Consider the following 25,703-nt stretch of genomic DNA (forward strand, 5'->3'; position numbering starts at 1 on the left):
ATGTGTGGGATCGCCGGAATTTTGTTGGCGCCCGATGCAGCCAACGCAAGTGCGCTCAGGGCCATCGGACCGATGGCGACGGCGCTTCGTCATCGCGGACCTGACGGTGAGGCCTTCTGGGTGAGCCGTGAAGGGGGAGTAGCCTTCGGCCACCGGCGACTGGCCATCGTCGACCTGTCCGAAGCGGGTCGCCAGCCAATGCTCTCCGCGAGCGGTCGGTATGTCATCACCTTCAATGGCGAGATATACAATTTTCGCGATCTGCGCCGTGAACTGGAAGGGGCGGGCCATCATTTCCGCGGCGCCAGCGACACGGAGGTCATGCTGTGCGCAATCGAAAGCTGGGGCCTTGATTCAGCCCTCGCGCGCTTCGCTGGCATGTTTGCTTTTGGGCTGTGGGACCTGAAGAACCGAACGCTTCAGCTTGCCCGCGACCGGATGGGGAAGAAGCCACTCTATGTCGCCTTGACACGTGATGCGCTCGTCTTCGCCTCGGAGTTGAAGGCGATCACTTGCTTCCCAGGCTTCACCCCGGAACTCGATGTCGATGCGGCGACGACAATGGTTTCCAAAGGCTGGGTGCCGGATGACCGTTGCATTTGGCAGGGCGTGTTCAAGCTGCCACCTGGATCAGTCCTGTCGGTCACTGCGGCGCAATTCGCCAACGCCCGAGGCACCGGTTCGCTTGCGCATCGCATTCACCCTTGGTGGTCGCTGGCCGATGTCGCCTGCAAGGGACAGCGCGATCCGATAGCTGCCAGCGACGAGGACCTCGCAACCGAGCTCGACAGCCTGCTCCGCCTGGCCGTCAAGGAACGAATGATTGCAGATGTGCCGCTGGGCGCCTTTCTGTCGGGCGGAATCGACAGCTCGACTGTCGTCGCGCTGATGCAGGCACAGTCCCGAAACCCCGTTCGTACGTTCACCATAGCGTTCGGCGAAGGTGGGTTTGATGAAGCTCCCCATGCGGCCGCGGTGGCTCGGCATCTGGGCACCGATCATACGGAACTTCATCTCTCGCCGGCCGCCGCGCTTGAGGTCATTCCGGAGCTGCCCCGGATTTGGGACGAGCCGTTTGCCGATGAATCGCAGATACCGACGCTGCTGGTGTCGCGGCTCGCGCGGCAACATGTAACCGTGGCGCTTTCAGGCGATGGTGGCGACGAGTGCTTCGCAGGCTATTCTCGACACTTCCTGGCAGCCCGCCTCACAAAGCAGCATGAGCTGCCATTGTCATTTCGCCGGCTGTTGGCATCGGGGGCTGGGTTGCTGGCCCAAGCCTCTCAGAAAGATATCTTCGGCAATCTGCCGCTTTCATCGAATATGCGGCATGGCTTGCGCGGTGACCGCCTGGCTCGCCTTGCCCGCCTGCTCGCGGCGCGAGATGAGGACGAACTCCTTCTGCAACTGACCAAATCTTCAGCCAACGACCTTGTTCATCGCAAGCCGTCGACAGCACCTACCGACACGACAAAGCTCGACGGCCTGCTCTCGCGTCTCCTATTCGCCGACATGACAGGCTACCTACCGGGCGACATTTTGGTGAAGCTCGATCGAGCCACTATGGCCAACAGCCTCGAGGGGCGATGCCCGATCCTGGACCATCGCGTCGTTGAATTCGCCTGGCGCTTGCCAGCCCGTGCCAAAGTCCGAAACGGGAAGGGCAAATGGTTGCTTCGCCGACTGCTTGATCGTTATGTACCACGCCGACTGGTCGACCGGCCCAAGCAAGGTTTCGACGTTCCGGTCGGGACTTGGTTGAAAGGGCCCTTGCGCGGCTGGGCAACCGATATCATTGCCACGATCGGCCGCTCCGGGGACGGGGTCATCGACCGTGAGAAGGTCGACGCATGCTGGCGCAATCATCTGCATGGAAGCCAAGATAATTTCCGCGACCTGTGGCCGGTGCTCATGTTTCAGGCGTGGCGCAACGAAGCCATGCGGCCATCGACGGTCGCCACGCACCCTTCTTACCATATCGAACTGACAGGGGATTGAGATGGAAGGTTCCATAGCCAACCGCGCCCGGCGTCCGCGCGCCAAGCAGATGGAAGCTGGGACACTTGAAACCAATCTGCGCTTGATGCGGCCGCCACGCGAGACAACGCAATCGTCACCCTTCCACCAGCTCGTCATCATCCTGACGACGCGAAAATGGTTCTTGCTTGCCATGGCCCTTCTGGGCGGCATCCTGGCCGGACTGGCAGGCTTCACCCGCCCGGTGCTGTTCGAGGCAACGACGCAGGTCATTATCGACGCCCCGAGCAGCAGTGCTTCGGGTGGCGTGGCATCCGCCCAGGACTCGCTGGAATCGAACATCGATGATCATCTGACGATGCTCTCCTCGCAAGGCCACCTGCGTCGGGTCCTGGCAGCACTGCGCAAAGCCCAACCAGTCGACGGTACCGGAAAGAGCGTCGTCAATGCCGTCCCGCCCGCGGCTGGCTCGTTCCTCATCGACCTCCTGAACAGGGCCTGGAGACAGGATAAGACAGTGGCGGAAAATCCGGACGCAGCGGACGCGCCCGAGCTGAAGGCGCTACGCAAGGGAATGAGGGTCGGACAAGAGCTGCGATCGCGCGTCATCACCATCGGGTTCACCGATCCAAGTCCGGCGCGTGCGGCACTTGTCGCGAACACGTTCGCCCAAGTCTACATTCAAGATCTGGTACAAAAAAGCCGAGCATCGGATCAGGTTCATCTGGATTCGATAGTCGCCAGCCTTCCGCAAGTACAAAGGGATCTTGTCGAAGCGACAGATCGGCTGGAGACATACCGGCTCACGCATGGCGCCGTCGATCAGACTGCGGCCAACAACGCAGCCAGTGAGACAGCGGAACTCGGCCGGCAGATATTCCTATCGAAAGCCAGTCTTTCCGCGTCGGAAGCGCGCCTTCGCCGTATTGAGGACCTGCGCAAGGCGGGCGCCCCGGTCACGGCCATCGCTGAAGAAATCGGGTCGCCCGTGTTGACGGACCTGGTGACACGCCAGTCGGGTGCCGCCGCCGACGGCGATCTGCGGAACGCGATCGCCCGCGAAATGGAGCAAAGCGTTGCCCGAATCGCTGCCGAGGCAAATGTTTACCGGTCCCAGGCTACGGCTCTTGAAAGTCGCAAAGCGATGCTCGACGCGGCCGTGGCCGACACGGCGAGCCAACTTTCGGGGCTGCGTTCCCTTGAGCCTCGGGTAGCCATCGTGACGCAGCATTACAACGAACTCCTGAGCCGGCAGCAGGACTTGACACGTCGCATCGCCGCTCCTTCGCCAGGCGTAGCGGTCCTTTCGACCGCCTGGCCGCCGTCGACCCCCATGACATTGTCGCCAATTTTCCTGATTCCCCCCGGCATGGTCGTCTTTGGTCTCATGGGGGCGGTCATTGTCCTGGTCCGCAACGGTTTCAACCAAACCTTGCGCAGTGAAGCCGAAGCCGAAGCCGAGCTTGGGGTCCCGTGCGTAGGACTGCTTCCCAGGGTTGCGGGACTTAACGCCAGAAAGCTACGGCATCTGGTTCTGAGCCAGCAGAACTTGCCGTTCAGCCGCGCCGTGACTTCGCTGCTCGTCACTGCGGCGCCAACTCAGGGGAAGGGGCAGCCGCCGCATATCATTCTCGTGACGTCCAGCATCCAGGACGATGCCAAGACCGAGTTGGCATGGAGCCTGGCGCTGGCGGCAACGCGGCTGGGAGGAAGAGTGCTTTTCCTCGATCTCGATCGCAAGGATGTACGGCTCACGAACGGGTTTCGTGGTGAATTCAGCACCGACAAGGCCCGGAACTCCTTCGGCGACTATGTGAATGAACGTTGCGTGCTGAAGGATGCAATCACGAGGATGCCGGAAATCGGTATCGACCTCATGGCCGCTCCAGCACCTTCCGATGATCTCCTGACGCTTCTGTCCACCGTCGACAAATGCCAGTTCACCGAGGAGCTGCGTTCGGCCTACGACGTGGTCATCATGAACGGTCCCCTGGGCCTCGGGGGGCCTGAAACCAGGCTGCTTAAGCGCTGGGCCGATTCGGTGCTTTTTGCCGTTCGCTGGGCAAGGACGAGGCGCAGCATTGCCCGTGGTGCTCTGGATGCAATAGGGGCCGGCGGATCCGCCACCGTTCCAGTAGGGAGTGTGCTCACCCGGGTGAACCTGAAGAGGCTAGCCGGCTCCAGGCTCGGAGACAACGCCGATCTTCTGTTGGAGAGGGTTTGAAGATGCGTCTGCGATCTTCAACAGAATCTCCAGGGAGCGATCGCGTCCCTAAATCGAGCCAGCTACACGATGATCATTGAATTTTTCGGACCTCCAGGATCCGGCAAAACAACCTTCGCACATGCGCTTGCGCAGCAGCTGCGCGGGAAAGGCTATCACGCCAAGGTCGCCCTCAGCTACAAGCCAAGCACCAGGGCCGCCAAATATGATCTCGGAATCTTTCTGTTCATATCACGGATCGTATCGGCGATATTTTCAACAGCCAGAATATTGCTTTTTTCGGCAGGGCGAGCCGATGATATTTCCAATTCCTTTGCAATGGTGAGGATGATACCGCCAAAAAACCGAATATGGCGCGCGCGAATCTGGCGATACATCCTGCACCTTTCGCGTTGCTGGAAGTCTGCGGAGCAATCGCCCGAAATTACGATTTTCGATCAAGGATATGTTCAAGCGATTGGTTCGCTTGCGATGTTCAATGGGAGCACCAACCCCAGAACGCTGGAAAAGGCGCTCAGCCTCGCACCGGCGGCCGATCTCACCGTCAGGCTCTTGGTGCCAGCTGCGGTCGTGGAAAGTCGCCTTCGTAGGCGGATGGAGCTTGAGCCGCCGGCGGAACGGATTTTCGAGGCCGACTTGAACGTGAACATGCGCTCGTTCGCCGTTTTTGAAGCGATGCATGACCTCCTGACAACATCTGGCCGGGAAATCATCTCCGTCGAATACACCGATGGTCCATCGACCTTTAAAAGTATTTGTCGGATTGAGAGACAAATACTTTCTGCATTGTCGCGCTTCAATAGGGCGGTCGGCGAAAAGCAAATTGAGTTGCCATCTCATCGCGCAGACGTAACAACTGGTTCAGCAACCACACCGCCGCGCAACAAGGACATGGGATCGCGGCTCGCTTGGGCAAGCATCTTCGCCTTGTTGATCTATATTGGTGGCGCTGGTTTGACCAGTCTTGCCCAGTTGGCAATTGCACGCCTTATCGGACCTCACAACTACGGCATCTATTCCTACGTTCAGGCTTGGACGTCAGTGCTCGCCTATCTGGCAACGCTTGGCTTTAATGTATCATTGTTGCGTTTTCTCCCGGCCTATAGGGCCAGTGGCAGGCTTGATCTGGCCCGCGGGGTGATAAGATTTGCGCTGCAGAGATCGCTGATAGCGGCAACCTTGTTCGGGATGATCGGCGCTGCGTCAGTCCTGTTCCTTTCAGATCCAACGGAAAGAGGGCTTGAGACAAGCATCGTGCTCGGCATGATGGCTGTGCCCTTGGTTACCGCCTATGCTCTCGGAGCCACGCTTGTGCGTGCTTTCGGCGGCGTTGTCTCGGCGTTGTTGCCGGAGCGCATCATGCGAGACGGGCTCCTGCTCGTGTTGGTAGCCCTCCTGGCATTGTCGGGATTTCGAACAGTGGATGCGCCCTCGGTGACGCTGGCGGTGCTTGTGAGTTCCGCTTTCACAGCGGCCCTGGTGTTCATCATCGCGAGGAGGTTTGAACCACCCGACCTGGGACACGCCAAGCCAAGTTATGCCTCGAGGGAATGGTGGCTTGCCGTCCCCCCGCTCATGCTCATCACCGGGCTCGATGTTTTCGTCAGTCGGGCAGGAGTCCTGGTTTTGGGCTGGACAAGCCATATTGCTGAAGCGGGTATTTTCGCGCTGGCCTTGAATGTCGCGATGCTCGTGGGCCTGTCCCGTATCGCCGTGGCAACCATGTTTTCGCCAACAGCAGCCGATCTCTACGTCAGAGGCGATCGCAGAGGCCTACAACAGCTGTTCGCGCGCGCAACCCTGCTTTCTGCTGGCGGTGCCATCCTGGTGGCCGTCCCGATGATGGTGATCGTCGAGCCGTTCTTGAGCTATTTCGGTGAGGGTTATAGCGCGGGAGCGCCGATCGCACGGGTTCTGATTTTGGGATATGTCTTTGTCGCGCTGTGCGGGCCCCAACAGAATCTCCTGACCATGACTGGAAATGAATGGGCTGCGGCAACGACGATGATAGCGGGTGCTGTGGCCAATATCATTGCCTGTGCAGCCGGAGTTGCGATGTACGGCCTGCTTGGCGCTGCGGTGGGTGTCGCACTTGCACTGAGCATCTGGAGCATTGCCATGGCCGTCTATATCCGCAAGCGACTGAAAATCATGCCAGGCTTGGTTTTTGCCTTGCTGTCGATCAGGCCGAGCGCGGTCGATGCCCGTCAATGGCATTGGTTCTTGAGGGCAAGCAAATGAGAGCACTGTTTTGGCTACGGTGATTGCCGTCCTTCGGGCAGGAAGTCACGAAGCCCGGATCGCACAAAGGCCATAGGGCTGCACAGACGCTTCGGCGTATCTCTGTTCCGGACACCCGCGCGGGCAGCCGATACTTCGCGGGCTGTGTCCGTCATTTGAAGGATGCATCAGTTTCGGAGGCGCCCCAGGGTGTGCTCACAATCTGCGGAGCATCCATGGAACAAGCCCGAATGGCGAGCGCCTCGGCGCCTGCAGTGCGCCGTCGCTCGGAGAGATCGACGCCTGTCGAGCGCAGCCAACGCGAAACCCTCACCCAAGTTCAGGTCCTGCGCGCCCTCGCGGCTAGTTCGGTCGCGCTGCGACACGCCCAGCATGATGCGGCCACCCTGGAATTACAGGCCGGCCGCACCTTTCAGAGCTGGAATCCGGTACCATGGAGCGCTGGAGTCGATATTTTCTTCGTGATTTCCGGCCTTATCATGGTGCATACGTCGCGACAGCTGTTCGCAAAGCCCGGGGGCGCGCGTCTCTTCATTTCCCGCCGGATCGCGCGAATTGTCCCGCTATATTGGGCGCTCACCTCGCTCTACATTGCGGTAGCGGTGGCCGCCCCAAATTTTCTCAACCAGAGCTACGTCGATTTCAGGTTTGTAGTCGAATCCTATTTATTCGTTCCGGCCAGTCGCCCTGACGGCGTCGTTCAGCCGGTCTACGAGTTGGGTTGGACGCTCAATTATGAGATGCAGTTTTACGTGTTGTTCACGGCGACGATCGTGCTGCCCATGCGGTGGGCAGTTACGGTCCTGCTCACGATCCTGGTTGGGATGGTGCTCTCGGGCGCTCTTGCGGCTCCTTTGCCAGAGCCCTGGGGTTTCTGGACCAATCCGATCATCCTCGAATTTGCTTTCGGCGCGATGATCGGGGTCATTTGCGCCTCGGGCCTGCGGCCTTCCGGCCCAATCAGGGCCTGTGTCGCCGCAACGGGACTGGGTGCCCTGATGCTTGCGGCGGCGTTTCCCGATATCTCGTCCGGCCTTGGTCGCCCTGTCGTGTATGGCATTCCGGCGTCTCTAATAGTTTGGAGTGCTGCCCTGGCACCGCCGGGCAAACTGAGGCATGACAGCCTGGCGGCGAGGTGGGCCGCTGGCGTTGGCGATGCGTCATACGCTCTTTACCTCATGCATCCATTCGTGATCCGCGCCATGCGCATAATTTTCTGGCGTACAGGCTTGATCTTTGTGCTCGGCCCGTGGGCTTTCATCGGTTCGGCCTTGGCGATAACCCTGGGCGTGGCATTTATCACCCACCGTCTGTTCGAGAAGCCGCTCACCCGCTATGCGCGGCGCCTTTTGGGGGTCGGGCACGGCACAGGACGGCAGCTTGGGTCCCTTCCAGTGCCGGCGTATCCCAAGACAGATTGAAGGCGAGCCGCGACCCCGCCACACCTAGGAAACGGCGGCGTTGTGCTCACTATGCCGTTGCCGGAAGGCCAGCTGGTCGCACCTGTCCAACAGGGCGTGCATGGAATTCCCGATACCATTCCACGAAACGTTGCACGCCGTCCTCCAGTGTTGTCGCCGGTGCGAAGCCAACGGCGCGGCGGAGGTCCCTGACGTCGGCGCGGGTTTCCAAGACGTCACCTGGCGGTAAAGGTACGTTGACGCGAACGGCGCGGCGACCAAGGGCCGTCTCGATGAGCGCGATCAGATGGTTGATTTCTTCCGGCCGATCATTGCCGATATTGTAGAGCCTATATGGCGCCGAACTGGTGGCAGGATCGGCAGCGCGACCGTCCCAACCGGGATCCTGACACGGTGGTTTGGCGAGCACGCGAACAACCCCCTCTACGATGTCGTCGATATAGGTGAAATCCCGCCATACGCGCCCGGCATTGGCGATTTCGATCGTTCGGCCCTCGGCGATGGCATGGGTGAAAGTATAGACTGCCATGTCGGGCCTGCCCCAGGGACCATAGACGGTGAAGAAGCGCAGTCCGGTTACGGGCAAGCCGAACAGATGGCTGTAGGAATGCGCCATGCATTCGTTGGCGGCCTTGGTGGCGGCGTAAAAGCTCACCGGATGATTGGCACCATGATGCTCAGAAAAGGGTATGCGTCGATTGGCGCCGTATACGGAGCTCGACGAGGCATAAACGAGATGGCTGACGCCCGCGTGTCGGCAGCCCTCCAGAACGTTGAGAAATGCGACTATGTTTGACTCCACATAGGCATGCGGGTCGACGAGCGAATGACGCACCCCGGCCTGGGCGGCCAGATGCACGAAGTGCGATGGCTGGAATTCGCAGAACAGCGCTTTCACCAGCGACCGGTCCGCCAGGTCGAAGCGCATCGGCGTGAACCTCGGCTCGGCGCAGAGCCGTGTAAATCGCGCCTCCTTCAGCTTCAGGTCGTAGTAAGGCGTGAAGTTGTCGACGCCGATGACCTCGGCGCCGAGCCGCAAAAGGCGTGACGCAACATGAAATCCGATGAACCCAGCGGTGCCCGTGACGATGATCGGCCCCGTGTGCGTAAGGTTCGACGCAGCACCATCCTGCAGCGCGTGAACGATATCCGCCAGCTTGTTGACCTTCGAATCTGCTTCGGCCATGGCAAGTCACTCCCGTTTCCAGGTTCCGCGTTCTGCGCTATCTCGGTAGCGCCTTGAACGATCGGAAATGGCGCCGCCGGCCTTGTGATCTACGCGACAGCGCGCTCAATGCGGGCCGCCGCTGTCTGAATCAAAGCGGATGCAGACAGCAGTCGATTTCTCATGGCAAAACCGAAATGCGCCCCAAAAGAGCCACTAGTTCCGCCTGACGCCTCGTGTCGGTCTTGGCGAATAGTGAGGCAAGCTGAGAGCGGATAGTCGTGCGACTGAGATGCCAACTGCGGGCGATCTCCAGGGGCGCGTCGCCATGGGCGAGGCGTAGCGCCAACTGCGTTTCCGCGCTGGTCAAACCGAACATCCTTTGCAACGTGCGAGGGTTGGCCGCCGATTTGTTATCCCGGTCCAGCAATGCGACGACGGTTGTCCCGTCCGGTGTAACGACGCCCGTCTCGTTCATGGTCACCGGCCTGTCGCCTCTGCTGTGGATCACTACCCATGAGAGTGAGCCCGGCTGGAGGTGGACCGGAACATTCGCGACCAGCCGCCTCAACCCGGCGGCAAGCTCGACGGCTGTATCAGTTGCTTCGCCCTGGCGTGCGAGGGTGTCCCGAGCGGCAGCGTTCCATTCTATTACTTTCTTGTCTCGGTCCAGGACGAGATAGCCGCAACCCATACGATCAAGCATGCCGGTGATGGATTCCAGGCTGCGTCGTCGAGATCCGCCGACCCTTGCGTCCGGTCGGTCCACAAGGCTTATCGGCCGTTCGTGGCGGGTATCGTTCAATACAATGTATTGCCTGCCTGCGAGCGTATCGTTTCGCGTTTCAATCAGTGTCATCGCTTCCACCCAACCCATTGCTACTGACGCAAATAAAATCGGTTGAAGTTGCTGCTTCAACTTGAATTTCCACATACTGCGAGAAATCTGCGAATGGTTTTTCCGCAGCGTCTCTTGGATATACCTTTCTGAAGAGCGCTCCTGACACATGATTTTATTCGCCGGCAAAGTCATGGCAATCGGGCATTGGGATTAGGTGCCACCCCTTCGGCCTAGTCTCGACGGACTAGACCGAAAGTTGTAGTCTTTGCGCATGGGTTCGGACCTGCGCTGGCTCAAATCGAATGTGTCGAGCACTACGTTGGCTCATCTAGCTTCGCTGTTGGTGTTTGCAGCATCGATAGCATTCGAGGCGATAAGTACGGTATATGGCGGCCAGCCGTTGCCGCTTGTTGCGTTTATCCCCATAACCGTTGTCATCGTGTATCTTGAGGGCCGTTTTGTTGCCATCGCAGCAACGCTTCTGATGGCGGTCGCCGGCTTGTGGATGCGACACCTGCTGGACGGTCACCTCACTGGTGGAGACTGGACCGGGGCCGTCTTCCTCCTGGGTTCGGGTAGCCTGATCGCAGCTGTGTTCCACCGCCTGCGACAAGATCTGCACGGTGCGCTCAGGGTGGCAGAAGCGAGGCTCGCTGCCATCGACGCTGCCGCCTTGGGCTTTGCTAATACCAATCGCCATGGCGAACTGCTGCAGTCGAACAGACGGCTTTTGGAGATGACCGGCTACGCGCACAAGGAACTTGCCCAACTCAAGTTGCAGGAACTCATTGTCCCCGACGATCGAGGTACTGTGCGGAAACTTTTGGAAGATTTGGGCAATGGGACCGCGTCTGCGACGGATATCCGCGTTTTGCGCAAGGATGGCACGGCATTCTGGGCTCACCTGGCCCTGTCTTCGTCGCGGCCGGACGAGGCGCCAAATGAGAGCGTATTCGTGGTGGTTGACGATATTTCCGAGCGACAAGCGGCACGCGAGGCCCTTCGGGCTCAGAAGGAATGGCTTGATCTCGCCGTGTCTGCCGGGCGCCTGGGAACATGGCAAATAGACATTGACGATGGGACAGTCGCCGGCTCGAGCAAGTTCTGGGACATTCTTGGTCTGCCTCCGGCCCCAGTCCGCGGCTTGGAAGAACTCTCGGCTGTAATCCATCCCGTCGACTGGCCGAAGCTGTCCGCCTCGGCAAAGCCTTCATCGGCATTGAACTATGACGTCGAGATCCGTGTCCGGCAAGTGGATGGTCACACACGCTGGATTGCTTTGCGTGGACGGCAGGAAGAGCACGGCGACCGCAAAATGCGCATCGGGGTGGCGGCGGATCTGACCGAACGTCGACAAACAACTTTGCTTCGCGCCGCCGTAAAGAGACGCGAGCGCATAATGCGCGAAGAGCGCCATCGGTTCAGCAATGTGTTTCCAGTGATCAGAGCTCTGGTCAACATGATCGATATTCCCGACAATGACGTTGCCAAATACAAGGAGATGTTGATCGATTGGATTCGAACGCTGGAGGCGACCCATCGCATCCTTTCTCGTCACGCCAACCTGTCAGGGATGCTCCATGAGCTCGTGGACCGGGAATTGCAGCCCTTCAAGGAGACACGCGACATAACGATCAGTGGACCTTCCCTCACTGTGCCAAGCGGCGCCGCCGAAGGCTTGGCGATGATCCTTCACGAGTTGACGACAAACTCGGTGAAACATGGTGCGCTGGGTGACCCGAATGGCAGGGTCGAAGTTAAGTGGCGATTTGCATCCGAGGACGAAGGTGACGACCTCGTGTTCGATTGGGTGGAATCGGGCCGACGGAAGAGTTCAAAAGTCGTACGCCGCGGGTTCGGGTCACTGATAATCGGTGTGGACAGCACGCCGCTTGTCGGTCATTCCCCGAATATGGAAATAACCGAAGATGGCCTTCGATATTCGCTGCGTGTATCGCGCAAAGAAATTGAGGAATTTGGATTGCAATAGAGCCCCTCCAAGTCGAAGCCGAATTGGCCAATTAACGGATGGTGTGGGCCCTTTGCTGCGATTTCCTGCAAGCAAACTCGGGCCGGTTCGAGGGGCATACGTCAACTCGCCTGTCTCGTCAGCCAGCTTTGGAGCAACACAGCTGCTTCGGTACGGTTTCTAACCCCAAGCTCACGCAGCACGGCTGCGGCATGGATTTTCGTTGTCGCCTCGGCAATGTCCAGATTGCGGGCAATCTCCTTATTCGAGTACCCCTCTGCCATCAGCTTGAGGACGTCCTTCTGTCTAGATGTCAGCCTAGCGACGTCGCCCGAGCCCTCGTGCCGGCGGCTGGCATTTTGTACCGGAGGTGGGGGGGCATGCGATCTCTGGTCGGCAGACGTTCGAGATAGGAGAGATGGCACATAGATCCGGCCAGCGAGGATTTCGTTTACAGCCAGCACGACTTCTTCGTCGCTCTGCGATTTGACGATATACCCGTGAAGTCCGATCGAAAGCGCGGTCAGTATCTCCGAGCGGGAATCATCCCCGGAAACGATCGCAAAGCGAGTGTCAGGATAGGCAGCCATAAAGTCGCTGAGCACTTCCTGATGGAACAGCCCAGGCATGTTCAGATCGAGGATCGCAAGATCGATGGACGCCTGCTCCTCTAGAAGATTGACCGCGGCATCGAAACACGAAGCTTCGAATATTTCGGCGCTTGGAATTCCAGCCATGAGTGCCAGCCGGAGACCACGCCGATATAAGCCGTGATCGTCGGCAATGACGATCCGAGCCATGCAACTACCCCAACGCGTTACTCGGTTCCCGACGAGAAAACCCGCTGGAACCTCCCATTCGCCTATGATCGACAATCCGTGGTGGTCCTAAAATGGCGGCCATCCACTGGTCAACGCATCACAGTGATGTCCGCAGCGTCCCATCCACGCACATCCAGAACGTCTAATATAATACTAAATTGCGAAGCTCATCCATAGATTTTTAACCCTGGCGTGCGGTGCCTGTCCGCAAAACGATGCCGGTTCCCCATTTGTGGGTCCAAAGCCAGCTGTTCAGGACCATTTCTGTTATGTCGCCACCCGCTGTCGCTGGACCTGTAGGCCGGCCCGGCCCGGGCGGATCGCAGCTTTTTTGAAAGCAACTGCTTTCGTTTTATCGCCGTCATGATCAGTGCCCAATCGCGCTTCTATCGGCTGTTGATCTCGTGGCCATCTAATACCTTGAACGTTTTGAATCCCTACCATTCGAATGCACGACGACAGCCGCCCCGGCTGTCACATACCTTTTCACATATGATGTTCGGATTGCCGCCGAGGTTTGGCCGGATTTGAGGGTATGCCCTGGCCGGACAATGGAACACCGATCCCGAACAAAGCCAACTGCAGATCAGGAGGATCGAATGAAAGCGGTGATTCAATGTGGTGGGATGGGTACGCGCCTTCGACCGTTTACATCGGTCCTGCCGAAACCATTAATGCCGATAGGGGCCCGGCCTGTTCTTGAGTTGCTTTTGAAGTGGCTGCGGCGCAACGGCATTGAAGACGTGTATATTACGACAGGGTATCTAGGGCATTTGATCCGTAGCGTCTGCGGCGACGGATCGCAATGGAACTTGAAGATCAAATATACCCAGGAAATGGAGCCACTCGGCACCGTCGGACCTCTCTCTCTGATTAGGGATGAACTGAACGAAACATTTGTCGTTCTGAACGGCGATGTCCTCACAGATCTAAGCCTGAGCCGGTTTGTAACCGCGCACCGCTTGCATAGGGATCCCGTTACGATTGCCACGGCGTGCCGTCATATCAAGATGGACTTCGGGGTCATCGACGAGATCGACAATACCGTCCAGCTCTTCCGGGAAAAGCCGACGCTTTCCCATCTCGTCAGCATGGGGATTTACTGCATGAACCCAGATGTCCTGCGGTTCATTCCGTCCGGGATCCCATTTGGGTTCGATGACCTGATGCTGCAGATGATGCAGGGCGGCACGACCGTGCATGTTTACAAGCATGACGGTCTTTGGCTCGACATCGGTCGTGTCGATGACTTCCAGAATGCACAGGCAATTGCCTGGGAAGATCAGTCGTCCTCAATCGAGGTCGCGGCTGCCGCCGCAGCCGCATGAAAGTCTGATGCAGAGGTCTAGCCACTAACAAGGCTTTCAGGAGGTCAAGATGCTCTTGGTGAGCGCCCCGATCCTAGGCGTGCCAGAGAAGGCAGCCCTGTCGCAGGTGATTGATAGCGGCTGGCTTACGATGGGGGACAGGGTACGAGAGTTCGAACAGGCCTTTGCCAGCATGCATGGCGCGCGAGATTGCGTTGCGGTTGGTTCCTGCACCGCAGCGCTCCATCTTCTCCTCCATGCTTTGGGCATCGGCCCTGGCGACGAAGTACTGGTTCCTTCGCTGACGTTCGTGGCGACGGCGAATGCGGTGCTGTATGTAGGGGCGACGCCGGTCTTCGTCGATATCGAGTCCGTCGACGTGCCGTTGATCTCGGTTGCGGAAGCCGAAGCGCGGTGCACGACGCGCACGAAAGCGGTCATTCTCGTTCACTTCGCCGGGTATCTCCCCGATCGGGAACAATGGCAGCGGTTCGCCCGGCTTCGCGGGCTGCATATCATCGAGGACGCTGCGCACGCGCCCGGGCTTAGGGAAGTCGGGACCTTCGGCGCCGCGGCCGCGTTCAGCTTCTATGGCAACAAGAACATGACAACGGCCGAAGGGGGCGCCGTGATTGCACGTGACCCCGATCTGCTCGACAGGGTTCGCCTGGCCCGCGGGCACGGAATGACCACGGGGACGCATCAGCGGCTGAACAGTCGTACGCCGCAATATGATGTCACGATGCTCGGGTTCAACTACCGAATGGACGAGATGCGAGCGGCAATAGGGCTGGTTCAGTTGCAGAACCTGCAAGAGTGGAACGAAATCAGGCGTATCATAGCTGTCTTGTACCGACGCCTGATCGCGGACCGTTGCCCAGCCATTGTCATTCCATTTAGCGAACCCCGGACGTCGGCTTACCACATCATGCCGATCGTCCTGCCGCGCTACGTGAGCCGGCAGGATGTCATCGACGAGCTGCGGACACAGGGCATACAGACCACCATCCACTACCCGCCGGTGCACCAAATGACGTTCTACCGCGAGCGCTTTCCCGGCGTGAGTTTGCCCCGAACAGAGGATTTCGCTGAGCGAGAGCTCACAATTCCGCTGCACCCCCAGATCACTTCCGCCGCCGCCGAATCAGTCGTGGCTGCCCTGGCAGCCGCGCTCAAAACAGGCGCGCTCAAAGCAGGCGCCCAAAGAGGAACTGCTGCATGAATGCGTTAGACCCTGCCTTTCACCGGATGTTCGTTCCGAATCCTGATCACGGCTTTGCGAGACGCGCAATCGATCTTGCGGTGGCGGGCATCGCTACCGTCGCATTGGCGCCATTGATGCTGCTGATCGCCGGAGCGCTTCTGCTCGAGGGCGGTGGCTCGATCTTGTTCGCTCAGACCCGCATCGGGGCCGGCGGCCGAACCTTCCGCATGTACAAATTTCGCAAATTCGGTGTGAACTGCGGCTCTCAAGGCCTTGCGCTGACGGTCGTGGGCGATACACGCATGACCACCGTTGGCCGCTTTCTCGCAGCGACGAAGCTGGACGAACTACCGCAGCTGTGGAATGTCCTCAAAGGCGAAATGGCGATCGTCGGCCCACGGCCCGAGAGCCTGGCTTTCGCCGATTGTTTCCGGGGCGAGCTTAGGGCCGTGCTGCAATACAAGCCAGGCCTGCTGGGACCAGCCCAGGTCGTTTTTCGGCACGAAGCGCATTACTTCCCCCAATCCGTAGATCCGATCGTGTTCTACCGGGAAGTCATGTTCCCCGCCAAGGCAACACTGGACCTCTCATATTATCCGCGACGCACCATCGTCTCCGACCTCGCGTGGATGGTGCGGGGAGTGCTGGCAGTGGTCGGTTGGGTTCCGGTACCGCCGATCGACGTTTGAATATCCAAGGGAAGCGTTCCAAACAGCCAAGGGAATGCGCAGTGATGAGCTACAATGGAAAGAAAGTCCTGGTGACCGGCGCGGACGGATTCATCGGTTCGCATGTCACGGAGGCGCTTGTTCGCAACGGGGCAGATGTCACAGCCCTTGCCCTTTACAATTCCTTCGACAGCCATGGATGGCTAGACGATCTGCCGGACACCATCCGCAGCCAGTTGAGGCTCGTCCGTGGTGACGTCCGCGACAGTGCGTTCCTTAACCGGATCATGCGCGGCCAAGTCGCGGTTTTTCATCTGGCGGCGCTTATTGCGATTCCATATTCCTACGCCGCTGCCCAGTCCTATGTGGAAACCAACATCCTAGGCACGGTGAACGTCCTCGAAGCGGCGCGCCTATGGGAGACGGAGCGGGTGATCCATACCTCCACGAGCGAGGTCTACGGAACTGCCCAAACCATGCCGATCGTCGAAACACACCCCCTGCAGGGACAGTCACCATATTCGGCATCCAAAATCGGCGCTGACATGATGGCGGAGTCTTACGCCAGGTCGTTCGATGTCCCTGTGGTCATCATGCGACCCTTCAACACGTATGGCCCGCGCCAGAGTGAGCGCGCCATCGTGCCGACCATTATCCGGCAAGTCCTCGACCCGAAATGTCCTGCGATCATGGTCGGCGATACCAGCCCGATCCGCGACCTGACCTATGTCGAAGACACCGCGACAGCGTTCCTGACCGCAGGTCTCGCCCAGCTCGAGTTCGGCCACGCCTACAACGCTGGCAGCCAACGCGCTGCGACCGTCTCGGACGTATTGGCCATTGTTCTTGAGTTGACCGATTGCAAAAAGCCGGTCCGTCGTGATGAAAGGCGCCTGAGGCCGCAAAATTCCGAAGTTCGCGCCTTGCTCGCCGACTCCTCGCGCTTTGAACGCGAGACTGGATGGCGGACACAGACCAGCCTGCGCGATGGGCTGGAGCGAACAATCACGTGGTGGCGCGAGCGCCTTAGTGAAGGCCGGGTACGGCGCGAAGTGGGTTACATGACATGACCCTGGGCGGCCGTCATGCGTTGGCGCTGTTGCTGGCTGCCGGTGCCATATCTCCCAACATCTACGTTGCCGGTGGCCGTCAAAGCAAGGCAGCGGAGGCGGCGGCCACCGCGGTTGTGGACAACCTGCCGGGCCATGTGCGCCAAACAAGGGATCCTTGGTCTCGCATGGTTTTCGCACGGATCACCAGACCGGGCGTTCTCGGCCGGGCGGGTGTATGCGGGAAGAAGTACTGCACCCACCGTTACTCAAGCGCACAGGCTTGGAATGCCGACCAGAGCCTGCTCCTGATCGCCAATGGCTGCGGTGGCCTGTGCTTTCTCGACGGACAAACCTACTTGCCTTTGTTCCACCGCAACCGCGCGACCGAATGCGAATGGCATCCCACTGATCCCGAGTTGATGATCTGTGTCGGGGGCCGGCAGATTGCGACATGGGCCCCACGTACCGATCATGAGGACGTCGTGTTCGCCTCCGGAGCGTACTCCAACCTCAAATTTGGACCCAACAAAGGCAATCCGAGCCGCGACGGCAGCCGGATTGCGGTGCGTGCAACGAACAATGACGGCCGAGCGGTGGTTTTTGGCTACGATCTCAAGCAACGGCGGAAATTCCCGGATATCGATCTTGCCGAATTCCCGGGAACGACCGGCTCCTGCTCGATCTCACCACTCGGAATCAACATAGTGTGTTCCCAGCAATTACCGGACGGAATCGAAGCGAGTTTCGTCTTCTCCATCGACGGCATATTGCGCCAGAAGTGGATGGAGCACCATCGACCGGGCCATGGCGACATGACGGTCGATTCCGACGGAAGCGAAATCTATGTCGGGATCAGCAAATCGGATCCTGACAAATATCAGGTGATCAAGCGCCGCTTGGCTGATGGCAAGGCTACCTCGCTGATGAAATATGGCGAGGCCATGCATGCGTCACTCAGGTCGCTCGGCAGGCCCGGCTGGGTGTTTCTGAGTTATGGCGGCACGCCAGCCGAACTATCGCAGCACCCGGATTGGGCGCCTTACGCTCAGCAAGTCATTGCTCTGCGTCTAGACGGCAGTGGAGAGGTCCGCCGTGTCGCAGACACGCACAACGCGCCCTTCGACTACTGGAGCGAGACGCATGCCTCTCCCTCTCCGGACGGCTCCCAGGTGGTCTGGTCCAGCAACTGGGGCGTGCCCGGTGGCCCGGTATACGATTTCGTTAGTCGTGTTGAATGGCCTTTGAAGCCGGTGTTTGACCGGAAGGAGATTGTCGCAAATGACCTTCAGTAGACGATACGTTCTTGGCGCAGTCGTGATGATGTCGCTAACCTCGATGGCTTGCGCAGGCGAGGTCGAGCCCTATCAACTCTCACCTGGCGATACGGTCGAGATAGGAATAGCGCCGATCCCTGATCGGACGCAGCGCGCCGTAGTCCAGATGGATGGCAATATCGCCCTTCCGGAGGCTGGAATGATCATGGTCGCAGGCCTGACGGCGTCCCAACTGCAAAGGCGCATGCAAGAGGTCTTGCCAAGCAAGATTTTTCACGTGCGTCTGACTGATGGGCGGGAGCAGACAGTTACTGTCGAGCCCGACGATGTCACAGCGATCATAGCGGACTATCGCCCGATCTATGTAACGGGCGATGTGCTCACCCCGGGACAACAGGCCTACCGTCCGCTCATGACTGTACGGCAGGCGCTGGCCGTTTCCGGCGGCTTCAGTTTCTTGCGATCACGGGCGGGCCAGGCCGGGCCTGATCCGGTCGATCTCAAGCGCGATTACGAAATGCTCTGGGGAGATTACACGAAAGAATACCTTCACGCTGCCCGCATTCGCGCCGAGCTTCAGGGCCAGGCGGATTTCGACAAGAAGACACCACAGGGATCACCTCTTTCGCCGAGCGTTGTAGCCGCGATGGCACAGGCTGAAGCAGAGGCGCTGAAGGTTGCGCTGAGTGATTTCCGGCAAGAGCAGGATTTTCTGGAGAAGGGCCGGACGGACGCTGCCGAGCAAATTGGCGTTTTGCAGAAACGCGAACGAGTCGAGGGCGAGAGCGTGAAGGCGGATGAGCAAGATTTGGCGCGAGTGACGAAGGCATTCGATGCAGGCAATCTGACCAACACCCGGCTCGCGGATGTCAGGCGCGCGTTGCTTTTATCTTCAAGCGGCGCGCTTCAAACCTCGGTCGAACTGATGAGGGCGCGGCGCCAGCAGGAGGACTTTGTCAGACAGCACGAACGCAACGACAATCAAAGGAGGATTGGCCTGCTGACGGATCTGAAGGACACCAACGCCCGGCTGGCGGATGTCACCGCCAGGCTCCATGCCGCCAGCGAGAAGCTGCAGCCGACCGGAGCATCCACACAGCCATTGCCGATTGCCGGCGAAACGGTACGGGCCCAGGTGACCATCGTACGCAAGATCGGCAATGAATGGCGCAAGCTGTTGGTTGACGAAGATGCGATTGTGCTGCCGGGGGATACTGTCGAAGCCAGATTCAGCAGTGAACTGCAAAGTGTGGCAGTCCAATAGGGCGTCAGCCGCAGTCCGTGCGGAGCTTACTGTTCTATCGGGGGGGCGAACCCAACTGAACGGAGATCCAAGGTGAGGCGCATTTTCAACCAGGGAGCGACCCTGACACCCTCAACGAACGCGGATCAGGTGACGCAGTCGTCAAGTTATGCTTTCCATATGCCGTCAGCGCGAATTGTGCGGTCCAGGTCGCGCGCCGGTGAGTCCGGAAATTGGCAGGAATTTACGTCTAGCAAGGAGAGCAATGCGCAGGGCGGCTTCGTGTCGGACGGCTACAGGACCAGCCATTGCGCGCCCGGCTACGGCCTACATTACAACAAAACGCACAGTTCCGGCTATTATGGCGCGCTTTGGGAGAACATCGAAAAGCCGCTGATCCTCGACGTTCTTCGCCCCTTGAGCGGAGCGAGCCGAAACTGCCTTGATTTCGCATGCGGAACAGGCCGCATCGCCGAGGTAGCCGCCGGCCTCTTCAGCGAGGTGGTTGGCGCCGACGTTTCCAGAACTATGCTCGACAGCGCTCAAGTACCGCCCAATGTGAGTTTGCGTCACGTCGACGTGACAAGGGAGCAGTTGGGTATGACGTTCGATGTGGTAACCGCATTTCGTTTTTTCCTGAACGCAGAGGATGAACTGAAATGGCATGCACTGAAAGCGATCAATGAGCACCTTAAAGATGGCGGGCGGCTTGTGTGCAACGTTCACATGAATGCGACGTCGCCCGTCGGCCTGGCGTGCCGGCTGCTCAATCGAGTGTCTCGACGCACCATTCGCAACACGCTGAGCGCAGCGAGGTTCAAGGCCCTCCTGACTGCCTCGGGATTCACCGTCGAGCAGACGATACCGTACGGTTACCTGCCTCGGCCGGGAAACCTGTTGCCAGGGTTCTGTGAAATGATGATGCAGCCTGTCGAGAAGGCCTGCAGAAGGCTTCGCGTTCCTGGCCAGCTGGCGCAACACTTCCTGGTTGTTGCGAGGAAGCGCTAAATCCCGAGAAAGCCCCGAAAACGGCAGGCAGCGGTTTTCTTGGGTGGCTCGCCCGGCATGAAGCCCGTCTAAATACGGTGGAACGGCAGTTTTCCCCCGATTTAATATGTGGGTTCCGGGTTTCTCGGGTCAGCGCCACGATTTTGCTACATTTTGACTAAAGTCCAATCATGTTAGTGGGGCGTAATATTAGAAGGCTAAGGGGATACGCTCCTGAACAGCAAGAGATTGTCCGTGCCCAGTGGGGCCATTGAGCTTGCGCAACGATCTCTCACGGGAGGTCGAAACCCATGAACCCTGGTGGAAGGAGTTCGTCGGATCTGCGAGGCGCAATGCTTGGGACCGTGCCTGGCCTGGTAGGCGTCGGCGTCTTCTCGGCAGTCATAAACCTTCTCGCCCTGACCGGCTCGGTCTATATGCTGCAAATTTACGATCGCGTTTTACCTTCGCAGAGCGTTCCGACGCTTGTCGGGTTCACGATCGGAATGCTGGGTCTTTACGCTGTCTACGGGCTGCTGGATTTCGTGCGGCTGCGCCTGCTGGTTCGAGTGGGCAATCGTGTCCATAGGAATTTGAAGCAGAGGGTGTTCGGCCTCTCACTGTCCTTGCCGCTCATTGGCGGGCAGGATGCGAACCGGATACAGCCCCTCCGTGATCTCGATCAGTTACGCGGCTTCCTTTCCGGAATGGGGCCGACTGTTATATTCGACGCTCCGTGGATTCCATTTTACCTGCTGATCATCTATTTCCTGCATCCTGCGCTCGGTCTGTTGTCCACAAGCGGTGCGATCATTGTCGTGCTGCTCACGGTCATGGCGGAAGTTCTTGGCCGCACATCGGTGACACGCGCGTCCGAGACGCTGGTGTCGCAACGCAATCTCGCCGAATCCGGACGCCGCAACGCGGAAGTCGTACGCGCGATGGGCCTTTCCGCACGGCTTGCCCACCGCTGGGGCGAGATCAATAACGCATATCTGCGGCACCAAGAGAGGCTTTCCGACGTCGTCGGCGCCACCGGGGCACTCTCTAGGGCACTGCGTTTGGCCTTGCAGTCCTGCGTTCTTGGACTGGGTGCCTACCTGGTGATAGGAGGCGAAGCCTCGCCAGGCGTGATCATCGCATCCTCCATCTTGCTGGGCCGCTCATTGGCTCCTGTTGACGCCGCTATCGCGAACTGGCGAGGCTTCGCCGCGTTCCGGCAAAGCTATTCGCAACTGGCAACGGCCCTGGCCGCTTTTCCTGACCGGGACGAACATATGGAACTTCCGCGCCCCCAAGCGGAGCTTGCGGTCGAGGACCTGACTATAGCGCCACCGGGCCAGCAAAAACCGACGGTAGCCAATGTCAGCTTCCGCCTGGCCGCAGGGACGGGAATGGCCGTTGTCGGCCCGAGCGGTTCTGGCAAAAGCACGCTTGTGCGCGCGCTGGTGGGCGTCTGGCAGCCACTTCGCGGCACGGTGAGGCTGGACGACGCCTCGCTTGACCAATGGGACCAAGAACACCTTGGCGCACATATTGGCTACCTGCCCCAGGACGTCGAACTGTTTGATGGAACGGTTGCCGATAACATTTCGCGATTTGGCGGGAAGGGCGACGCCAAGGGCGTGCTTGCTGCTGCCAAGGCAGCGGGCGTCGACAAAATGATCCTGCGATTGCCGAACGGTTTTCAAACACGCATGGGCGAGGGAGGAACAGCCTTGTCGGCTGGACAGCGGCAACTCGTAGGGCTTGCCAGGGCACTTTACGGCGATCCGTTTCTCGTCGTTCTGGACGAGCCGAATTCAAATCTGGACGTCGATGGCGATACCGCCTTGGCCGGCGCGATCCTGGCAGTGCGCAGACGTGGAGGCATCGTCATCGTAGTTGCGCACCGTCCTTCTGCCCTTACCAACATCGACAGGGTACTCGTAATGTCCAATGGGATGCTTCACGCCTTCGGCTCACGCGAGGAGGTCCTGGCCAACGTCATCCGCCCCTTTGCTGCGCCTGTTGAACGCCCGGCAGCGGCCGTCGCGATGCACAAAGGGGTGAGCGGTCACGCATGAGGAATATTTTTTTGTCTGAGGCGACGATGGCTCCATCGGCCCCGATCGGCAATGGGAGCCGGCGCAACGCGATGATTTCGGGCACGCGCGATGGAATCGGGGCCAACCTGATCCTGGGTGCGGCGGTCACGGTTATGTTGCTTGCCGGCGGCGGGCTCTGGCTCGGACTGACCAAGATTGCTGGCGCGGTAATTGCGCCGGCGACCGTGGTGATCGAGAGCAACATAAAGAAGGTCCAGCATCTGACGGGCGGCACGATAGGGGGCATCTTCGCGCAAGATGGGGATCATGTACGGGCCGGCGATGTGATGGCACGATTGGACGACACGCTGACACGGGCCAATCTGCAGATAATTAGCAAGGATCTTGATCGGGCAACGGTTCGGCTTGTGCGGCTGGAGGCAGAGCGGCAAGGCCTGTCGGAGATGCAGCTTCCGTTCAGCCTTCAAGCGCGAATGGGCGAGCCGGAGCTGGCTGCGCTGGTGGACGGTGAGCGCACGCTGTTCGACAGCCGCGCTACGGCCCTCAACGGGCAGAAGGCACAGTTGCAAAGCCGCTCAAAGCAACTCGAACGCCAAGTTGAGGGCCTCAAGGCGCAACAGACCGCGGAAGAACAATCCGTGGTCCTGCTGGATGGCGATCTTGTCGATGTACAGGCGCTTTTTACAAAGAAACTGGTGTCCAAAGAGCGACTTAGCAACATCAGACTGGATGCCACCCGGGCGCACGGAGAATCAGGGCGCCTCGCGGCGGCAGTTGCCGAGGCGCAGGCCCGGATCAGCGAGACCGAATTGCAGATTCTTCAGCTCGATGAACAAAGGCGTAGTGACGTGACGAGCGAACTTCGTGAAACGGAAGCCAAGCAAACCGAACTCAGCGAGCGCAAGGTTGTGGCACAGGACGAACTGGCCAAAACCACCATCCGCGCTCCGCAATCGGGAACGGTACAGGAATCTTCCATTCACACGATCGGCGGCGTGATTGCCGCGGGCGAGGTTCTCATGATGATTGTCCCTGACACCGGCAACCTTGTCGTCGACGCGCTGATTGCGCCGTCGCGCATAGATGACGTTCGTCCAGGTCAGCGGGTCTCGATCCGGTTTCCGGCTTTCGACGCCGGCACTACGCCTGCCTGCCAAGGGTCTGTCAAGCGCATCTCGGCGGACCTGATAAAAGATCAACAGCGCCAGCTTTCTTATTTCTCGGCGCGCATCAATGTCGAAGACAAGTCCACCTGTCTGACCGATGCCAAAGTGCTCAAACCCGGTATGCCAGCGGAGGTTCACATAAGTACGGACGAACACAGCGTCTGGTCTTATCTGCTGAAGCCGCTTACCGACCAGATGTCGAGGGCTTTCCGGGAATGACATGGCGGCTGTGAGCGGTCGACCGCGGGAACACGGCAGGCGTGCTTGCTGACATATTAGGGTAGGCGACGTGATGCCACAGGGGTGACGCCTGCGGCCGACGCGCGAGGCTCGTCTGGGACATTGTCCCGGCTACAAGGATGCCCCAACAGGATTTTCCTGGCCGCCTCACCAAGTCCTGCCCCGACAACAGCGTTAGTGTCCTGTCATCTTTTGCGCAACAAACAGCGCATACCGTTCCACGATCATCGAGATGAGCAATTGCCTCACGAGGAGAGGTTCTTTGCTCCTACGACGCGGCGAGGGCCCTGCGGCGGACACGGCGTGCGGCATGCACCGTTCGGTCTGCAGTCACCGCTACATTTGCCACGTCAGATGTATGCGGCAAGGCGTTCGCGCTTCCATGCGACCTCTTGTAGGGCAGCAATTCCCTGACCCGAGCATTGACCGAGGCAATTTCGACCCGCAGGTCCTCGCATTCCTGCCGTCTCACATCGAGTTCAATCTGATCGGACGCCTGCTGCATGGACAGCTGTGCAAAATCTGCGGCGATCTTCGAAAGGTTCACCTTGTTGGTTTCGGCCTCCTCGGTGAGTGCGGCCAACCTTTCGTCGGTCACCTGTTTTTCGGCCAGGGCGTCGCTCCATTGTAGCTGGAGCCTGGCGATCTCGGCCGCGGCCTCGTTGTTTGCGTTTGAGGCGAGTTCGAAGCGCGATTGGAGACTTTGAATTTCTGAGCGCAATCCTCGGTTCTCAGCCTGGCAGCGTTTAAGCTCGCCATCCATGTCCGCCTGCATAATCCTGGCTGCTTCGGTCACCTCCCATAGCTTCGCCTGCGCAACCTCGAGTGAGGTGTGCAATTTGATTGCCTCTTTTTCGCTCTTGCCGAGCGCACTCAGCATTTCGGAATTTCGCGCAGCTTCGTTGGCATGGATCGTGGAGAAGGCATCCAGCCTATGCCGTGCCTCTTCCTCCCGCTTCATGGCCTTTTCCAGGTCAATAGACAGGCTCACATTCTTTTCACGCAGCTGTTTGTTCTCTCGGGAGCGCCTGTCGGCCTCGACATTTGCGGCGGCAAGCATGTTCGTGAGGTCGCCAAATTCCGCTTCGTTCTTTGTGGTGGTGTTCGCCGCTTCGACCAGCTCCAGCCTTGCCGCGGCCAACGCGCCACGGAGCACTTCACACTCCTGAACAAGGCTTGCCTGGCGCTGCTGCAATGTCTCGATGGTGCCTTGACGCTCACAGTACCGTCTGTTCAGGTCATTGAGTGTTTCCGACAAGTTCCTTTGATCTGCGATCAGATTTTGATTCGCCAGCTCCAGTTCGTTCGCACGGAGAATGTCCGCGTGAAGGATGTGAAAAAACTCGAACGTCAGTTGACATGTGCCCGTAATTTCGGAGATTTTTGCGTTGATCTCCTCGAAATGGAGCTTGGCATCATGGAACAAGCCGTTGAACGAGCTCACGGCAGCAATTCGGCTCTGCGTGTGTGAGGTCAGCCGATGCGCTGGTATCGGCGAGCTATCATCGTCGTCGCCGGCACCGCCCTCACTCCGTACGCTGTCATCCTGTTCGTTGTTGTCGCCTGCCATGTTTGGCACGTCGGCCCCATCCTCCAAATCGAGGCACTGGTCGACAGCGTTAGCCAAGTCAGCTTCGAGATCGTCGAACGACCTCTCCACATTGTCCTCGGCGCGTCTGATCAAATCCCTGAACTTCATGACTTCATCCCCTGCAGCCGCATGCCCGGAACCATTGAGGCACGAGGACTGAGATGCTTTTGTATCGAGAGCTCAACTCAGCGTCTTCGTTCAATCAAACGATGCCAGGGCGCCGGCGTCGCGAGGAGCCGAGAGCTGCGATTGGAAGGCCCTACA

The 25,703-nt window shown here is 59.1% G+C and carries 18 protein-coding genes; 14 read left to right on the plus strand and 4 right to left on the minus strand.

The genetic code is table 11. The features are described from left to right. The 4 genes from asnB (at position 1) to NKJ76_RS02685 (ending at position 7,863) form a co-directional block, all read left to right on the plus strand. Positions 1–1,998: an asparagine synthase (glutamine-hydrolyzing) gene (asnB, locus tag NKJ76_RS02670; RefSeq protein WP_023741167.1), complete on the plus strand. Its 1,998-nt coding sequence runs from the start codon at positions 1–3 to the stop codon at positions 1,996–1,998. A gap of 1 nt (position 1,999) precedes the next feature. Then, positions 2,000–4,201: a GumC family protein gene (locus tag NKJ76_RS02675; RefSeq protein WP_352536724.1), complete on the plus strand. Its 2,202-nt coding sequence runs from the start codon at positions 2,000–2,002 to the stop codon at positions 4,199–4,201. 69 nt (positions 4,202–4,270) lie between these two features. Continuing rightward, positions 4,271–6,442, plus strand: a complete 2,172-nt coding sequence (locus NKJ76_RS02680; protein WP_352536725.1) for a polysaccharide biosynthesis C-terminal domain-containing protein — start codon at positions 4,271–4,273, stop codon at positions 6,440–6,442. Positions 6,443–6,657: 215 nt separating this feature from the next. Then, positions 6,658–7,863: an acyltransferase family protein gene (locus NKJ76_RS02685; RefSeq protein WP_352536726.1), complete on the plus strand. Its 1,206-nt coding sequence runs from the start codon at positions 6,658–6,660 to the stop codon at positions 7,861–7,863. A gap of 49 nt (positions 7,864–7,912) precedes the next feature. Here NKJ76_RS02685 and NKJ76_RS02690 read toward each other — a convergent pair whose 3' ends face one another. After that, a complete protein-coding gene (locus NKJ76_RS02690) occupies positions 7,913–9,049 on the minus strand; it encodes an NAD-dependent epimerase/dehydratase family protein (protein ID WP_352536727.1) in 1,137 nt (378 codons plus the stop codon). A gap of 160 nt (positions 9,050–9,209) precedes the next feature. Beyond that, entirely contained in the window at positions 9,210–9,947 is a 738-nt protein-coding gene (locus NKJ76_RS02695) for a helix-turn-helix transcriptional regulator (protein ID WP_352536728.1), read from the minus strand. Positions 9,948–10,140: 193 nt separating this feature from the next. On the opposite strand from NKJ76_RS02695, the gene NKJ76_RS02700 reads away from it, so the two are divergent. Continuing rightward, on the plus strand, positions 10,141–11,859 hold the full coding sequence (locus tag NKJ76_RS02700; RefSeq protein ID WP_352536729.1) for a sensor histidine kinase: 1,719 nt from the start codon (positions 10,141–10,143) through the stop codon (positions 11,857–11,859). A 101-nt stretch (positions 11,860–11,960) separates the two neighbouring features. Here the strand turns inward: NKJ76_RS02700 and NKJ76_RS02705 are convergent, their stop codons facing one another. Continuing rightward, the gene (locus NKJ76_RS02705; RefSeq protein WP_023681040.1) at positions 11,961–12,638 is read right to left on the minus strand and encodes a LuxR C-terminal-related transcriptional regulator; all 678 of its coding nucleotides are present in this window, start codon (positions 12,636–12,638) and stop codon (positions 11,961–11,963) included. A gap of 620 nt (positions 12,639–13,258) precedes the next feature. Here NKJ76_RS02705 and NKJ76_RS02710 point away from each other — a divergent pair. The 9 genes from NKJ76_RS02710 (at position 13,259) to NKJ76_RS02750 (ending at position 23,827) form a co-directional block, all read left to right on the plus strand. Further along, on the plus strand, positions 13,259–13,987 hold the full coding sequence (locus NKJ76_RS02710; RefSeq protein ID WP_352536730.1) for a nucleotidyltransferase family protein: 729 nt from the start codon (positions 13,259–13,261) through the stop codon (positions 13,985–13,987). 49 nt (positions 13,988–14,036) lie between these two features. Continuing rightward, entirely contained in the window at positions 14,037–15,188 is a 1,152-nt protein-coding gene (locus tag NKJ76_RS02715) for a DegT/DnrJ/EryC1/StrS family aminotransferase (protein WP_352536731.1), read from the plus strand. Further along, positions 15,185–15,859, plus strand: coding sequence for a sugar transferase (locus NKJ76_RS02720; protein WP_023681043.1), 675 nt, complete (start codon positions 15,185–15,187; stop codon positions 15,857–15,859). The genes NKJ76_RS02715 and NKJ76_RS02720 overlap by 4 nt, the downstream gene beginning before the upstream one ends. 44 nt (positions 15,860–15,903) lie before the next feature. Further along, complete coding sequence (locus tag NKJ76_RS02725) at positions 15,904–16,908, plus strand: SDR family NAD(P)-dependent oxidoreductase (protein WP_352536732.1); 1,005 nt, start codon at positions 15,904–15,906, stop codon at positions 16,906–16,908. Beyond that, on the plus strand, positions 16,905–18,182 hold the full coding sequence (locus tag NKJ76_RS02730) for a hypothetical protein (RefSeq protein ID WP_023739597.1): 1,278 nt from the start codon (positions 16,905–16,907) through the stop codon (positions 18,180–18,182). The genes NKJ76_RS02725 and NKJ76_RS02730 overlap by 4 nt, the downstream gene beginning before the upstream one ends. Further along, entirely contained in the window at positions 18,169–19,428 is a 1,260-nt protein-coding gene (locus NKJ76_RS02735) for a polysaccharide biosynthesis/export family protein (protein WP_023691487.1), read from the plus strand. The genes NKJ76_RS02730 and NKJ76_RS02735 overlap by 14 nt, the downstream gene beginning before the upstream one ends. Positions 19,429–19,500: 72 nt before the next feature. Further along, positions 19,501–20,415, plus strand: a complete 915-nt coding sequence (locus tag NKJ76_RS02740; protein WP_023706596.1) for a class I SAM-dependent methyltransferase — start codon at positions 19,501–19,503, stop codon at positions 20,413–20,415. A 332-nt stretch (positions 20,416–20,747) separates the two neighbouring features. Continuing rightward, positions 20,748–22,460, plus strand: a complete 1,713-nt coding sequence (locus NKJ76_RS02745; protein WP_023681048.1) for a type I secretion system permease/ATPase — start codon at positions 20,748–20,750, stop codon at positions 22,458–22,460. Between the two features lie 71 nt (positions 22,461–22,531). Then, positions 22,532–23,827 carry an HlyD family type I secretion periplasmic adaptor subunit gene (locus tag NKJ76_RS02750; protein ID WP_352536764.1) on the plus strand — a complete coding sequence of 432 codons (1,296 nt, stop codon included), beginning with the start codon at positions 22,532–22,534 and terminating at the stop codon, positions 23,825–23,827. Between the two features lie 289 nt (positions 23,828–24,116). On the opposite strand, the gene NKJ76_RS02755 is transcribed toward NKJ76_RS02750, so the two are convergent. Next, positions 24,117–25,547: a coiled-coil domain-containing protein gene (locus tag NKJ76_RS02755; protein WP_352536733.1), complete on the minus strand. Its 1,431-nt coding sequence runs from the start codon at positions 25,545–25,547 to the stop codon at positions 24,117–24,119. Positions 25,548–25,703 lie beyond the last annotated feature (156 nt).

The sequence above is a fragment of the Mesorhizobium sp. M0029 genome, assembly GCF_040323735.1.
Lineage (GTDB): Bacteria > Pseudomonadota > Alphaproteobacteria > Rhizobiales > Rhizobiaceae > Mesorhizobium.